At 65.3% G+C, this 14,568-nt stretch carries 10 protein-coding genes; 7 read left to right on the top strand and 3 right to left on the bottom strand.

Translation table 11 applies throughout. The features are described from left to right. Positions 1-125: 125 nt before the first annotated feature. The 3 genes from VRZ08_RS14140 to VRZ08_RS14130 are packed head-to-tail and all read left to right on the top strand — an operon-like array spanning position 126 to position 3,737. Positions 126-2,387 (top strand): TonB-dependent siderophore receptor, encoded by a 2,262-nt coding sequence (locus VRZ08_RS14140; RefSeq protein ID WP_414532935.1) that lies wholly within the window; start codon positions 126-128, stop codon positions 2,385-2,387. 28 nt (positions 2,388-2,415) lie between these two features. Beyond that, a complete protein-coding gene (locus VRZ08_RS14135; protein ID WP_414532934.1) occupies positions 2,416-3,531 on the top strand; it encodes a PepSY-associated TM helix domain-containing protein in 1,116 nt (371 codons plus the stop codon). After that, positions 3,528-3,737 carry a hypothetical protein gene (locus tag VRZ08_RS14130; RefSeq protein WP_414532933.1) on the top strand — a complete coding sequence of 70 codons (210 nt, stop codon included), beginning with the start codon at positions 3,528-3,530 and terminating at the stop codon, positions 3,735-3,737. Before VRZ08_RS14135 ends, VRZ08_RS14130 begins: the two co-directional genes overlap by 4 nt. A 19-nt stretch (positions 3,738-3,756) precedes the next feature. Here VRZ08_RS14130 and VRZ08_RS14125 read toward each other — a convergent pair whose 3' ends face one another. Continuing rightward, the gene (locus VRZ08_RS14125) at positions 3,757-4,788 is read right to left on the bottom strand and encodes a patatin-like phospholipase family protein (protein WP_414532932.1); all 1,032 of its coding nucleotides are present in this window, start codon (positions 4,786-4,788) and stop codon (positions 3,757-3,759) included. Positions 4,789-5,020: 232 nt separating this feature from the next. Between VRZ08_RS14125 and VRZ08_RS14120 the strand changes: the two genes are divergently transcribed. The 3 genes from VRZ08_RS14120 to VRZ08_RS14110 all read left to right on the top strand — a co-directional run bounded on the left by VRZ08_RS14120 (position 5,021) and on the right by VRZ08_RS14110 (position 10,733). Next, complete coding sequence (locus tag VRZ08_RS14120) at positions 5,021-6,079, top strand: hypothetical protein (RefSeq protein ID WP_164636957.1); 1,059 nt, start codon at positions 5,021-5,023, stop codon at positions 6,077-6,079. Positions 6,080-6,289: 210 nt separating this feature from the next. Then, on the top strand, positions 6,290-8,764 hold the full coding sequence (locus tag VRZ08_RS14115; RefSeq protein WP_414532931.1) for a putative bifunctional diguanylate cyclase/phosphodiesterase: 2,475 nt from the start codon (positions 6,290-6,292) through the stop codon (positions 8,762-8,764). A gap of 94 nt (positions 8,765-8,858) precedes the next feature. Continuing rightward, complete coding sequence (locus tag VRZ08_RS14110) at positions 8,859-10,733, top strand: amidohydrolase (protein WP_414532930.1); 1,875 nt, start codon at positions 8,859-8,861, stop codon at positions 10,731-10,733. Between the two features lie 48 nt (positions 10,734-10,781). Here the strand turns inward: VRZ08_RS14110 and VRZ08_RS14105 are convergent, their stop codons facing one another. Beyond that, the gene (locus VRZ08_RS14105; protein WP_199851839.1) at positions 10,782-11,345 is read right to left on the bottom strand and encodes a nitroreductase; all 564 of its coding nucleotides are present in this window, start codon (positions 11,343-11,345) and stop codon (positions 10,782-10,784) included. 280 nt (positions 11,346-11,625) lie between these two features. On the opposite strand from VRZ08_RS14105, the gene VRZ08_RS14100 reads away from it, so the two are divergent. After that, entirely contained in the window at positions 11,626-12,204 is a 579-nt protein-coding gene (locus tag VRZ08_RS14100) for a hypothetical protein (protein WP_164636950.1), read from the top strand. A 277-nt stretch (positions 12,205-12,481) separates the two neighbouring features. Here the strand turns inward: VRZ08_RS14100 and thrS are convergent, their stop codons facing one another. Beyond that, entirely contained in the window at positions 12,482-14,545 is a 2,064-nt protein-coding gene (thrS, locus tag VRZ08_RS14095) for a threonine--tRNA ligase (protein ID WP_414532929.1), read from the bottom strand. Positions 14,546-14,568: the final 23 nt, after the last annotated feature.

Below are 14,568 nucleotides of genomic sequence, written 5' to 3'. Positions count from 1 at the left end.
CGACGCAACTGTTTCGAGCAATTCCAATCCCAGATTTGCAATCGCTTGGCAATCTGTCTGGACAGGACGGTCCCGTCCCGTTTATTTCCCGCCGGCCTCGGAACGAGGTAGCTGGGGGATATCGGATGGGAAGCGAGAACAAGATTGTCGTCGGCGTCGCGATTGCTTTGTCGCTGAGTGGCGGCTCCGAAGCGCTGGCGCAGAGCGCGAGCGAAGCATCAGTGGCGCTGCCGCCGGTCACCGTGCAGCCCGCCGAGCGGCGCGCGGTGCGCCGCGCCCAGCCGGCCCCCGCAGCTCAACGCGCCGCGCCGGCACGGACCCCGGCGCGCGAACCGGCGACGCCGGTGGCGCGTCCGGTCAACCCCAGCAACACCTCGGATCGCTACGTCGTCCGTACGTCCGCAACGGCGACCAAGACCGACACCCCGGTGCTGGAAACGCCGCAGTCGATCTCGACTGTCACGCGGCGCCAGATGGACGATCAGAACGTTCAGACCGTTGCCAATGCGCTGCGCTATAGTGCCGGCGTGCTGTCGGATGCCGACACCAATTCGCGCTTCGACAGCGTCTTCATCCGCGGTTTCGGCGCGTTCGGCACCGCGACCAACTACGTCAGTTTCCTCGACGGCTTGAAGCTGCCGCGCGGCCAGGCCTTCGCCAACACCGCGATCGATCCGTTCCTGCTCGACCGCGTCGAGGTGCTGAAGGGACCTTCGGCGGTGCTGTATGGGCAGACCAGCCCGGGCGGCTTGGTCAATCAGATCAGCCGGATGCCGAGCGCAGTGCCCTACAATGAAGTTCGCGTCGAAGGCGGCAGCTATGGCCGCTTCCAGTCCGGCGTCACCAGTCAGGGCGCGCTCGATAAGGACGGCCATTGGCTCTACAGCCTGAGCGCGATCGGCCGCACCTCCGGCACCCGCTACGACAATGTCGACGAGCAGCGTTTTGCCGTCGCGCCGGCTTTGACCTGGGCGCCCGATGCGGACACGCGCTTCACCGTTCAGAGCTACTACCAGAAAGACCCGAAGGGCGGCTATTTCAACTCGCTGTATCCGACCTCGCTGGCGCCGCTGCAGTACCGGCCATACCTGAACTCCAAGCTCAATGTCGGAGATCCTGGCTTCGACTCGTTCGAGCGAGAGCAGTACGGCATCGGCTATCAGTTCGACAAACGGCTCAACGAGGTCGTCAGCGTCAAATCGAGCCTGCGCTATTCGCACGTCGACGTCGACTTCAAGTCGCTGCAGATGAACGCGCCGCTCACCGCCACCGGCACGATCCCGCGCTGGGCATTGCGCTCGATCGAAGACGTCGGCGGGCTGTCGACCGACAATCGCGTCCAGTTTGATTTCGCAACCGGCGCGCTGCAGCACAAGATCATCACCGGCGTCGATTATCAGAACACCCTCAGCAACTGGACCTACCAGCTCGGCGCCGCGACCGCTCTCAACGTGGTTAGTCCGGTGTATAATCAACCGGTCGGCTCGCTCGCCTCGCTGATCGACAACGGCCAGAAGCTGTGGCAGACCGGACTGTACGCGCAGGATCAGATCAGCCTGGGCGGATGGCGTGCGACACTCGGCGTCCGTCACGATTGGGCCGAGCAGAGCACCGACAGCCGGCTCGCCGGCTCGCGCTCCAATCAGTCGGACGACAAGACCACTTATCGTGCCGGCCTGCTGTATCTGTTCGACAGCGGCGTCGCGCCCTATGTCAGCTATTCAACGTCGTTCGAGCCGGTCACTGGCGTCGGTGTCGACGGGCAGCCGTTCATCCCGACCACGGCCGAGCAGTACGAGGGCGGCATCAAGTATCAGCCGACCTTCCTGCCGATGCTGTTCACCGCGTCGGTGTTCGACATCCGTCAGCAGAATGTGCTGAGCCCGTCATCGGTGCCGGGCTTCAACGTGCAGCAGGGCGAGGTCCGGTCCAAGGGCGTCGAATTGGAAGCCCGCGGCAACGTTACCGACGGCCTCGAGCTGATCGGCGCGTTGACGTTCCTCGACACAAGGGTGGCGCGATCATCGAATGCCCTAATTGTTGGCAACCGGCCGCAGGCCGTTCCGGACTTCTTTGGCTCGATGTGGGCGAATTACACGTTCCAATCCGGTCCGGTCACCGGTCTGACATTCGGTGGCGGTATCCGCCATGTCGGGGCCAGCTACGGCGACGATGCCAACACGCTGCGCACGCCGGCCTACACCGTGGTGGATGCGGCGTTGAAATACGACCTTGCGAACGTCGCGCCGAGTCTGAAGGGCACGACGCTGACGCTCAATGTCAACAACCTGTTCGACAAGGAATACTATTCGAGCTGTTCGTCGGGGTTCTACTGTCAGTTCGGCAACCGTCGCACCGTCCTGGCCGGGATCAGGTACCGGTGGTGATGATCGACCTGAAAAGGGCACGCCGCCGATGACGCGGCGTGCCGTTCGACTGTGGGTGTGGGTGCATCGCTGGAGCAGCCTTGTCTGCACGGTGTTCGCACTGCTGCTTTGCCTCACCGGGCTGCCGCTGATCTTCAAGGACGAGCTTGGTCCTGACCTGCAGCTCGCGGTGACGACCGCGTCGCCGGGCAGTGCATCGGTGGACTCGATGATCGCGCGCGCGCTCGCGGCGCGGCCGGGCGAGGTGGTGCCGTATCTTTTCTACGATCGGGAGCATCCGATCCTGAAGGTGCCGACCGCAGCCTCGATGAAGGCCGATCCGGCTTCATTTCACTATCAAGTGTTCGACACCCGCACCGGGCAGCAGATCGAGATCCCGCAGCCCAATGAGGGCTTTTTGTATGTGATGACGCGGCTGCATCTCGACCTGTTCGGCGGCGTGCCGGGCACGCTGTTTCTTGGATTCATGGGGCTGTTGCTAGTCGTTGCGATCGTGTCCGGCGTGGTGCTGTACGGTCCATTCACGCGCCGCCTTGCGTTCGGCGTGGTGCGGACCGACGGCAGCCGCCGGCGCACCTGGCTCGACCTGCACAACTTGCTCGGCATCGTGACGCTGGCCTGGTTCGGTGTCGTCAGCTTCACCGGCGTCATCAACACGCTGGCAGCGCCGATCGAACTCGCCTGGCAGGCCAACCAGCTTGTCGAGATGGCGGCGCAGGCGAAGCCGGCCGAGATCGAGGGACAACATGCGTCGACCGATACCGTTCTGCGCCATGTCCGTGCCGCGGTGCCGGGGATGAACGTGATGACGGTGGCGTTTCCGGGGACGCCGTTCGCCACCCCGTCGCACGTCGCGATCTTTCTCACCGGCAATACGCCGATCACCAGCCGCATCCTCAAGCCGGCGCTCGCCGATGCGTCGACCGGGCAGGTGGTCTCGGTGCGCGACATGCCGTGGTACGCGACCGCGCTGTTCATGTCGCAGCCGCTGCATTTCGGTGACTATGGCGGGCTGCCGCTGAAAATTATCTGGGCGCTGCTCGACATCGCGACCATCGTCGTTCTGATCAGCGGCCTTTATCTGTGGTGGACGAAGCGCCCGCGCCGCAGGAGTGCTGTGGAAGCCGAAGGCCTCGCATCATGAGTGCGCTGCGACGGCAATGGCTGTGGCCGATCGTGTCGGCGCTCTCGACTGTGTTCGGATTGCTGGCGGCGCTGATCGGTGAGGGCGGGATTTGGCTCTGCCTAAGTTGGATCGCGCTGGCCCTGCCGCTGGGCACGATCGTGCTGCACCTGACGCGCGTTCGTCGCGGGCCGCCCTTGGCGGAGACGTCCCGCAATCTCGACTGATGGTCGAACCCGAGCTTGCTCAGGTTTCGACCGGCACCGTCGCCTTGGGCTGCGGTGCGACCTCTTCGATCGCCTCGCGGATCGAATCGATGGCCCGCTCGGCGGCGCGGGCGCCGTGAGCGATGATCTCGTCGGCGCGGTGGAAGTCGAACCAGCCGATCCGGCCCACCCGCGGCGAAATCAGCAGGTCGGGGGGATCGCCGGCGAGCCGCGCCCGGGTGATGCGGTCCTGCATGATGTTGAAGGCGTCGGTCATCACCTTGGAGATGCCGGGGCGCTCCGGGCTGCCGAACAGCTCCTGTTTGACGAAGCGCTCAGGCGAGAAGAATCGCGTGAAGCCGCGTCTCTGTGCCGGAGGTTCCTCGGTTTCGGGTTCCACAACCGCTGCGGCGGCGCTGCCGTGGGAGAAGATCGTGGTGCCGTGGCCGAACACGTCGCTGGAGACGTTGGCGGCGATCACGATCTCGGCGCCGAGCGCCCGCGCGGCTGACACCGGCACCGGATTGACCAGCGCGCCGTCGACCAGCCAGCGATCGCCGATCAGCACCGGTGAAAAGATGCCGGGCAGGGCGTAGGAGGCGCGGACGGCGTCGACGATGCGTCCATGGGTCAGCCAGATCTCGTGACCGGTCGCCACCTCGGTGGCGACGCTGGCGAACTTCTGGGTGAGATCCTGGATCAGGATCGGCCCGAGCGTGGCGTCGAGCTGCGCGGCGAGCTTGCTGCCGCCGATCAGGCCGGAGCCATTGAGTCGAATATCCAGATAGCCGAAGATGTTGCGGGGCTGCAGTCGTCGCGCCCACTCTTCGAGGGTGTCGAGATGACCGGACACATAGGCGCCGCCCACCACCGCACCGATCGAGGTGCCGACCACGACGTCGGGCATGATGCCGTGCGACAGCAGCGTCCGCAGGATGCCGATATGGGCAAAGCCGCGCGCCGCGCCGCCGCCGAGCGCCAACCCGATGATCGGCCGGCGAATGGTATCGAGGCCGACCTTGTCCGCTGCCGGCGGGTTTGCCTGCCCGCGTCCGATCAGATTCTCCAGCACGGTGGTCTCCTCAACTCGTCAGCCACAGCAGATGTGCCGGCCCGGTCTCGACTCGCGTTTTCAGATCGTGCCACATCGCTTCAAATGCATGATTAATGCCTTGGGCGGCCGGGACTAGGGGAAAATCGTGACGCAATCACGAACAACACGCCCATACCGTTGGGTTTTCGGCCGTTTTCGCCCGGTGTGGCACCGGCTTGAATTTGCCGCGTTTTCAGTGAAAACCATCGCGATGATTTTCAGGGGTAACATCGTCGGGAGCCGGCCGCGGGGGGCGGCTCGGTGGGCGCTGGTTGCGGTATGTGCGCTTGCGCTCACCCAGCCCGCTGCTGCGCAATTGTTCAGCGATCGGCCGCCGCCAGTGCCGCCCGCGTCGGTGCCGGAGCCGCCGGCCGGCGGAGCGATCAGTCTGGCGCCGCAGTCCGGTCCTGCAGCTGCCCCGAATCTGCCCGGCGCACTGACCCAGCCGCCCGTCGCCGCGGTGACGCCGCCGACGATGTCGCCATTGCCGCCGGCTGCTGCGCCGGCTCCACCGCAGGGCATGCTGGCGCTGGCCGCGCGCTACGGCAAAGACCAGCCGGTGATCAACAGCGGCCTGGTGTGGCGGGTGTACTCCGACAAGCCGGACGAAGGCGGCGCGATCAAACTGATCCGCGAGGACCACGGCGCGACGCCGAACATTCCGCTGCCGCCCGGCAACTACGTGGTGCACGTGGCGCTGGGTCTGGTCAGCGCGGTGCGGCCGGTGACCGTGAAGTCCGACGCCGAGCGCGAGAACTTCGTGTTGCCCGCCGGCGGCCTGCGCATCGAAGGCAAGGTCGGCAGTTCGCGAATTCCCTCCAACCAGATCTCGTTCACGATCTACAAGGGCAGCCAGTTCGACAACGCGCAGCGCGCGCCGCTGCTACCGAGCGTTGCGGCCGGTGACGTCGCGCTGGTGCCGGAAGGCACCTATTACATCGTCTCCAATTACGGCGATGCCAACTCGGTGGTGCGCTCCGACATCCGCGTCCAGGCCGGCAAGCTCACCGATGTCACCATCACGCATCGCGCTGCGGTGATCACCTTGAAGCTGGTCAGCGAGAAGGGCGGCGAGGCGCTGGCCAATACCTCCTGGTCGGTCCTGACGCCGGGCGGCGACGTCATCAAGGAGTCGATCGGCGCTTTCCCGCGCGTGGTGCTGTCCGAAGGCGAGTACCGCGCCATCGCCAAGAACGAAGGCAAAGTGTTCGAGCGCGGCTTTAACGTCGTCAACGGCGTCGACGGCGAAGTCGAAGTGCTGGCGCGCTGACATCGCGCGCCGGATGCACGCGTAAGGCGATGGATTCTGTAGCTCGCGGTGGCCGTGCGCGCGCTGTCACAATGGTGAACGCGAAGTAACCATCGGGCGACTTAAAACCTTCATATTCAGTGGTTTGTGCGCTGCAGAGCGCTACGTTTACATCGTCTTAATCGGGAGTAGCTCGACTGCACCGCAGTTGTCATCCGCGGGGCGCTTCTCGTGTCGGCTGCCGTCACACAAGTTTCCGAAAATTCGACCAGTCAGCTTGCTGCCGACTTAACCGTGCTGCAGCGCAAGTGGTACGCGGCGATTCAGCCGGGACAGTCGCTGCCGAGCTACGAAGAGGTAATGCTGGGGAGCCTGGGGCGGCTTGCCGATCATCTGGTGCTGCTGGAGATCGACGGCGAAACGCCGGAGGTGTCGCGCACCGGCCGGTATGCGCAGCAGTGGCTCGGCGACGAGCGCTGGGACATTCCGCTCGACGCGCTGTCGCCGGACTGCGGCACCGCGCTGGCGCAGGCTGCCTCGGGCGCACTGCAGAACAAGCGTCCGCATCTCGGCACCGCGCATTGCGTCCGCGACGGGATTGTCCAGCGCTACACGCTGCTGGCGCTGCCGACCGCCTCGCGCTGGGGCGGTACGCTGGTCGGCGTCTACGTCAACGAAGAGGCGCAGCGCTACAATCTGCTCGACGCGATCTTCTCCTCGACCGACGACGGCATTGTCGCGCTGACTGCGATCCGCGGCCCCGATCGCCGGCCGTTCGATTTCCAGATTGTCCACGTCAACCAGGGCGCCTCGCAGCTGCTGCGGCACTCGGTGTCCGAGCTGCGCTGGAGCCGGCTGTCGGTCGGGCATCATTTGCTGTGCCGCGCCGAGGTCGCCAATCGCCTGATCGAGCTGGTCGACTCCGACGCCAGCATCACCTTCGCGGTCGACAGCGGCGACCGCAATCTCAGCCTCAGCGCTACCGCGTTCGGCGACGTCGTTTCCGTCACCATCTCCGACGTCACCTCGCTGAAGAAGCGCGAGGAGTCGTTCCGCCTGCTGTTCGACGGCAATCCGATGCCGATGTGGGTGTTCGACGCCCAGACCTTCGAGTTTCTCAGCGTCAACGACGCCGCGGTGGCGCATTACGGCTATCCGCGCGAGCGGTTTGTGCGGATGTCGCTGCGCGAGATCTGGCCGCGCGAAGAGTGGATCGCGCACGGCCAGACGCTGCTGGAGATGCGCGACAGCTATCAGTCCGAAGGAAACTGGCGGCACGTCAAAGCTGACGGCTCCGAGATCCACGTACTGACCTTCGGCCGCCGCGTCGTGTTCGACGGCCGCGACGGCTTCCTGGTCGCGGTGGTCGACATCACCGAGCGCCGCAAGGCCGAGGCCAAGATCGCCCATATGGCGCATCACGACGGGCTCACCAATCTGCCCAACCGCGCGCTGTATCAGCAGCGGCTGGAGCAGGCGCTGGCCCAGGCTCGCGGCAGCGGCACCATGGTGGCGGTGATGTGCGTCGACCTCGACCTGTTCAAGAACGTCAACGACTCGTTCGGCCATCCGATGGGCGACCGGCTGCTGCAATGCGTCGCCGAGCGGCTGCGGCAGCAGATCGGCGACGGCGATCTGGTGGCGCGGCTCGGCGGCGACGAATTCGCGATCGTGCTGACCTCGCTGGCGACCCCGAACGAGGCCAGCAGCTTCGCGGCGCGGCTGATCGAGATCCTGAGCGCGCCTTACGACATGGACGGGCTCGAAGTGGTGATCGGCGCCTCGATCGGCATCGCACTGGCGCCGTCCGACGGCGACGAGTGTGAAGCGCTGTCGCGCAACGCCGACATGGCGTTGTACCGCGCCAAAGCGGCGGGCGGCGGCTGCCACCATTTCTTTGAGAAGGAGATGGACCGGCAGGCGCAGATCCGCCGCGACATGGAGCTCGACCTGCGGCAGGCGTTCGCGCGCGGCGAATTCGAGCTGCACTATCAGCCGCTGATCGATCTCGCCGAGGACCGCATCGGCGGCTTCGAAACGCTGCTGCGCTGGCGCCACCCCGAGCGCGGCATGATTTCGCCGTCCGACTTCATCCCGGTGGCCGAGGACATCGGCCTGATCGTCGGGCTCGGCGAATGGGTGCTGCGGCAGGCGTGCCTCGAGGCTTCGTCCTGGCCGTCCGACGTCAAAGTCGCGGTCAATCTGTCCCCGGTGCAATTCCGCAGCCGCAACCTGGTACAGGTGGTGATCTCGGCGCTGGCACAGTCGAGCCTGGTGCCGCACCGACTCGAACTCGAAATCACCGAGTCGCTGTTTCTCGCCGACAGCGAAGCCAATCTCGCCACGCTGCATCAGCTCCGCAGCTTGGGCGTGCGGATCTCGATGGACGATTTCGGCACCGGCTATTCCTCGCTGAGCTACTTACGCAGCTTCCCGTTCGACAAGATCAAGATCGACCGCTCGTTCGTGAAGGATCTGACGCAGCGACCGGACTGCCTTGCGATCGTGCGGGCGATCGCCGGGCTCGGCCGCAGTCTCGACATCACCACGCTGGCCGAAGGCGTCGAGAGCGTCGAACAGCTCGATGTGCTCCGCGCCGAAGGCTGCCATGAGGTGCAGGGATTCCTGTTTAGCGCGGCGCGGCCGGCCTCGGAGATTTGCGGGTTGTTGATGCGGTTCGGGCGCCAAGCCTCACAGGCGGCGTGACCAGGCGCGACCAAGGTCCGGGGCGCTGAGTTCGCGACTCACGTGCTAAGCTGTTCGCAGGACAACTAACAATGTCGGTCCTGGAGCACGCGCGATGTGCATTGCCTGCAATCCTGCATTCCAGTTTGCGTTTCGCTCACTGTCGCTGCCGTCGCGACGCAAGGTGCTGAAAGGCGCTGTCGCGCTCAGCGCAGGCGTTCCGTTTGTAGCCGAAGCGGTGGTATCCAAGTCGGCAAAGGCCGATGGTGGTATTAACGCGCGGCTGGCGAGCGGGCTCGGTGGTGATCAGGCGGTCGGGGCGGCGCCGCCGGTGACGATCTTTACCGCCAGGAAGTTCATCACGATGGAGCGCGGCGCGCCGGAGGCGACCGCGGTTGCTGTGGCCGGCAAGCGGATCGTCGCGGCCGGCTCGCTCGACGAGGTCAAGGCGGCGCTCGGCAGTCGGCCGTTCACGGTGGACGAGACCTTTGCAAGCAAGATCGTGATGCCGGGGCTGATCGATCAGCATCTGCATCCGGTGCTCGGCGCGCTGACGCTGGCGGTCGAGGTGATCGCGCCGGAGGATTGGGTACTGCCGGGCGGCACCCACAAGGCCGCCGGCAGCGCCGACGCTTACCAGGCGCGGCTGAAGGCAGCCGATGCCAAGCTCGACAAGCCCGATGCCTGGCTGCTGACCTGGGGCTATCACGCGCTGTGGCACGGTAAGCTCGACCGCGCCGCGCTCGACGCCATCAACCCGACCCGGCCGATTGCGGTGTGGCATCGCTCCTGCCACGAATTCTATCTGAACACCCCGGCGCTGGCGGCGCTCGGCATCACCGAGGCGATGACGCAGAACCAGGGGCAGGCGAGCGAGCAGTCGAACTGGCGCGAGGGGCATTTCTGGGAGGGCGGCCTCAACCTGATGATGACGCCGATGCTCAAGGTGCTGGCAACGCCTGAGCGGCTGGCCTTCGGGCTGAAGCAGATGGTGAGCTATCTGCACGCTAACGGCGTCACCGCCTATATGGAGCCGGGCGCGCTGTACACGCCGGATATGTGGAAGCTGTACGAGCAAATCCTCGGCGCGCCCGAGACGCCGATGTATTCGACCTTCATCGCCGACGGCCGCGGCATCGTCGACCGGGTCGGGCTCGACGGCGCGCTCGATGCGGTGGAAGCGCAGATCGCGGTGGCGCCGGAGGCGCCCGGCCGCAAACTGATGTTCTTCCCCGGCCAGATCAAGCTGTTCGCCGACGGCGCTATCATCTCGCAGCTGATGCAGATGAAGGACGGTTATCTCGACGGCCACCAGGGCGAGTGGATCATTCCGCCGGACGAGCTGGAGCGCCGTGCCCGGCTGTTCTGGAATGCCGGCTACCAGATCCACACCCACGTCAACGGCGATCTCGGGCTGGAGAAGCTGCTCGACATTCTGGAGAAGCTGAACGCCGAGCATCCGCGCGCCGATCATCGCAGCGTGATCGTGCATTTCGCCAACTCGACCGAGGATCAGGTCGCGCGGATCAAGCGGCTCGGTGCGCTGGTCAGCGCCAATCCGTACTACACGACCGGCTTTGCGGATAAATACAGCGCGGTGGGGTTGGGGCCGGAGCGGGCGGACGCGATGGTGCGGGCCAAGTCGGTGCTCGATCAGGGCGTGCCGCTGTCCTACCACTCGGACCTGCCGATGGCGCCGAGTGCGCCGTTGTATCTGGCGTGGTGCGGCGTCAACCGGCTGACGCCGTCCGGGCGTGTCGCCGGTCCCGAGCAGCGGGTCTCGGTCGATGCGGCGCTACGCGCGATCACGATCGAGGCGGCGTATTCTTGGCGCCATGAGGACCAGCTCGGCAGCATCGCGCCGGGCAAGATCGCCAACTTCACCGTGCTCGAGCAGGACCCCTACGCCGTGCCGCCGGAGCAGCTCAAGGACGTGCCGATCTGGGGCACGGTGTTCGAAGGCCGGGTGTTTCCAGTCAGCCGCGCCTAGCGCGCGGGTGGCTGCGGTGCGCTGCCAGCGGCCGCAGCCGGGGTGCGCTTAGAACCGCGTCACGATCGCGTTCAGCTCCGGCCGTGGCCGGTCTTCGATCTCCTTCGGCCGCGTGCCGATGTGGATGAAGCCGGCGAGCTTCTCGTCGCCGCGCAGGCCGAGGCCGCTCAGCACTTCGGGATCGAACGCGATCCAGCCGGTCAGCCAGTTGGCGCCGTAGCCGAGCGCGGTCGCGGCCGAGACGATGTTCATGCAGCTCGCGCCGGCCGACAATTCCTGCTCCCACACCGGCACCTTGGGATGCGGCTTGGGTGACGACACCACCGCAATCACCAGCGGCGCTTCGGACAGCCGGCCCTTCTCGGCGGCGATCTGCTCGGCGGTCGCTTCAGGATGTTTGCGGGCGAACACCGCGCCGATCACCTCGCCGGCGCGGGCGCGCGCGTCGCCTTCGAACACGATGAACCGCCACGGCGCGATCTTGCCGTGGTCCGGCACCCGCGCGCCGATCGTCAGGATGGTCTCCAGCTCGTCCGGCGTCGGACCGGGCCCGGTCATCTCGCGCGGCTTCACCGAGCGGCGGGTCTTGAAGAATTCGATAGGGTCGGAAATGGCCATTCTCCATCAGGTCCAGCGCCGCCCGCAGGCGTGATCCGCAAGGCGCGCGCGTCGGCCGGCAATCTACCGCATGTCGGCGCAGGGTTCGATCAGAACCATACCAAATGCATCAGCCGCGGAATCGACCTTCGGCATAGGAAAAGCTTGCCGGCATTCGGCAATTGTCGCCGTCTATGCGGCCGCCGCGGTTCGCGATCGCATTGATCGGCAAGGCTTCTTTGTGGCGCGAAGTTTGCAATCCCACCACTCGGACGAATTTGGAGTGGGGCGCATTATGAATATCACCGACCGCCAAGGCCTTGGGCTGACACCGTACATGCACGTCACCAAGGCGGATTCGGAGAAGTCCACCGACAAGAACGGGCTCGCGTTCGAAGGCGACGTGTACAGCTTCGCGGACTTGATGAAGGCGCATCCCGAAGCGGTGCGCAAAGTGACGTCCCCCGAAGTCGACGAGATTGCGCGCGTCTGGCTGCAGCAGCAGGATGTCGCACCGACCGGCGCCTCCGACAACGAACCCAATGACGTCTATGCCACCGTCAAGGTCGGCAACGAGGTGGTGGCGACGCTCTACAACAGCGGCCTCGTCAAGATGAGTAATTCCACCGCGGCATCCGTGGACGGCATCGACGAGCCGTCGCTGACAGGGCCGGCGCTGGCGCAGTGGCGGGCCGAGACCTACGCCAAGCTGCTCGGCGGCAAGGTCGAGATCGCCGACACCGCCAAGTCGCAAAGCGAATGGACGCCGCGCGCCGGCAGCGAACGCCAGTACAGCCGCGCCGAACTCGACGCCGCAATCGCCGCCATGCAGAAGGGCACCACCCAATCCCCCGGTGTCGACCGCAGCGCGTAAGCGCGCATGCGCAAATCTTGGTAAGGCGGGCGGCCGCTTAGTCAATCGCGGTTCGCCTACCTATTCGTCAGCGCCGGGTTAGTACCTGCCATCTACGTCATTGCTGCACGCCCCGCCAAAAACGAAAATGCCCGGGACCAGCCCGGGCATCACGTTGAAGAAATCGTGTCGAGATCTTTGCTGAACTCTGCAACAGAATAGAGCTTAGCTCCTTCCATCAGCGCACCGACGAGTATCTGGCTTTTCAAGCACGATACTCGCCGCTAGCCGACGGCTGTTAAGCCGTCCCCCGCATCCGCTTGACGTCCGGCGGGGTCGCCTCGTCCACCAGCGAGGCGATGGCCTCGTCGGTGGGCATCACCTTCTGGCCTTCGCTGCCGAGGCGGCGGACGGAAACCGAGTGGCTCTCGGCTTCCTTTTTGCCGACCACCAGCAGGGCAGGGACCTTGGCGAGCGAATGCTCGCGCACCTTGAAGTTGATCTTCTCGTTGCGCAGATCGATGTCGGCGCGCAGGCCAGCCTTGCGCAGCGCCGCCAGCACCTTCTTGGCGTAGTCGTCGCCTTCCGACGTGATCGTGGTGACGACGACCTGCACCGGCGCCAGCCACAGCGGGAAGTTACCGGCGTAGTGCTCGATCAGAATGCCGGTGAAGCGCTCCATCGAGCCGCAGATCGCGCGATGCACCATTACCGGGGCCTTCTTGGCGCCGTCGGCGTCGATGTAGAACGCGCCGAACCGCTCCGGCAGGTTGAAGTCGACCTGCGTGGTGCCGCACTGCCAGTCGCGGCCGATCGCGTCGCGCAGCACATATTCGAACTTCGGCCCGTAGAACGCGCCTTCGCCGGGGTTGATCTCGGTCTTGATGCGGTTGCCACCCTTGGCCTTGATCTCGGACAGCACCGTGGCCATCACGCGCTCGGCGTGATCCCACATCTCGTCGGTGCCGACGCGCTTCTCAGGTCGGGTCGACAGCTTCACCGTCAGTTCGCCCTCGAAACCGAAGTCGGAGTAGGTCGACAGGATCAGGTCGTTGATCTTGATGCATTCCTCGGCGAGCTGCGCCTCGGTGCAGAACACGTGCGCGTCGTCCTGGGTGAAGCCGCGCACCCGCATCAGGCCGTGCATGGCGCCCGACGGCTCGTAGCGATGCACCACGCCGAACTCGGCGAGCCGCAGCGGCAGATCGCGGTAGCTCTTCAGGCCGTGCTTGAAGATCTGCACGTGGCCGGGACAGTTCATCGGCTTCAGCGCAAACCAGCGTTTGTCCTCGGCGTCATCGCCGGCCGACTGCGCGGCGAACATGTTCTCGCGATACCACTCCCAGTGGCCCGAGGTCTCCCACAGCACCTTGTCGAGGATCTGCGGTGCGTTGACCTCGTCGTAGTCGCCGGCGAGGCGGCGGCGCATATAGCCGACCAGCGACTGGAACAGGCTCCAGCCCTTGGCGTGCCAGAACACCACACCCGGACCTTCTTCCTGGAAGTGGAACAGGTCGAGTTCACGGCCGAGCTTGCGGTGGTCGCGCTTCTCGGCTTCCTCGATCTGATGCAGGTAGGCGTCGAGGTCCTCCTGCTTGGCCCAGGCGGTGCCGTAGATGCGGGTCAGCATCGGGTTGTTGCTGTCGCCGCGCCAATACGCGCCGGCCACCTTCATCAGCTTGAAGGCGGTGCCGATCTTGCCGGTCGAGGTCATGTGCGGGCCGCGGCACAGATCGAACCACTCGCCCTGCTTGTAGATCTTGATGGTCTGGTCTTCCGGAATGGCGTCGACCAGCTCGACCTTGAACGCCTCGCCGTTGTCGGCGAACACCTTCTTGGCTTCGTCGCGGGTCCAGACTTCCTTGGTGAACGGTTTGTCGCGCGCGATGATCTCGCGCATCTTCTTCTCGATCGCCGCGAAGTCTTCCGGGGTGAATGGCTCGTTGCGGAAGAAGTCGTAGTAGAAGCCGTTTTCGATGGTCGGGCCGATGGTCACCTGGGTGCCCGGCCACAGGCTCTGCACCGCTTCGGCGAGCACGTGGGCGCAATCGTGCCGGATCAATTCCAGCGCGCGCGCATCGTCACGGGCGACGAAGTCGATCTGGGCATTGTCTTCGATCGGATCGGCGAGATCGGTCAGCGTGCCGTTCAGCGCCATCACGACAGTGCGCTTGGCGAGTGAGGGCGAAATGCCCTTGGCGATGTCGAGCCCGGTGGTGCCGCGGGGATATTCGCGGGTCTTGCCGTCGGGGAAGGTGATGGTGATCTGGTCCATGGGGGCTACCGGCTTGAGGTTGGAGAGCGTGTATTGGAAGCCGGAGGTGGACGCGGAAGGCTTGTCGCCCGAAGTCTTTTCGGTCATCGGAAGGCTCCTCTGGCTCACTC

This window comes from Rhodopseudomonas sp. G2_2311 (assembly GCF_047501505.1).
Classification (GTDB): Bacteria; Pseudomonadota; Alphaproteobacteria; order Rhizobiales; family Xanthobacteraceae; genus Rhodopseudomonas; species Rhodopseudomonas palustris_H.
Note: the sequence above shows the minus strand (reverse complement) of the source record. Positions and strands in the feature narration are given on the sequence as shown.

Bases quoted from the DNA above. Each gene is read 5' to 3' on its own strand.
- thrS (WP_414532929.1), bottom strand. From the start codon at position 14,545: ATGACCGAAAAGACTTCGGGCGACAAGCCTTCCGCGTCCACCTCCGGC.
- VRZ08_RS14120 (WP_164636957.1), top strand. From the start codon at position 5,021: ATGATTTTCAGGGGTAACATCGTCGGGAGCCGGCCGCGGGGGGCGGCT.
- VRZ08_RS14110 (WP_414532930.1), top strand. From the start codon at position 8,859: ATGTGCATTGCCTGCAATCCTGCATTCCAGTTTGCGTTTCGCTCACTG.
- VRZ08_RS14140 (WP_414532935.1), top strand. From the start codon at position 126: ATGGGAAGCGAGAACAAGATTGTCGTCGGCGTCGCGATTGCTTTGTCG.
- VRZ08_RS14100 (WP_164636950.1), top strand. From the start codon at position 11,626: ATGAATATCACCGACCGCCAAGGCCTTGGGCTGACACCGTACATGCAC.
- VRZ08_RS14135 (WP_414532934.1), top strand. From the start codon at position 2,416: ATGACGCGGCGTGCCGTTCGACTGTGGGTGTGGGTGCATCGCTGGAGC.
- VRZ08_RS14130 (WP_414532933.1), top strand. From the start codon at position 3,528: ATGAGTGCGCTGCGACGGCAATGGCTGTGGCCGATCGTGTCGGCGCTC.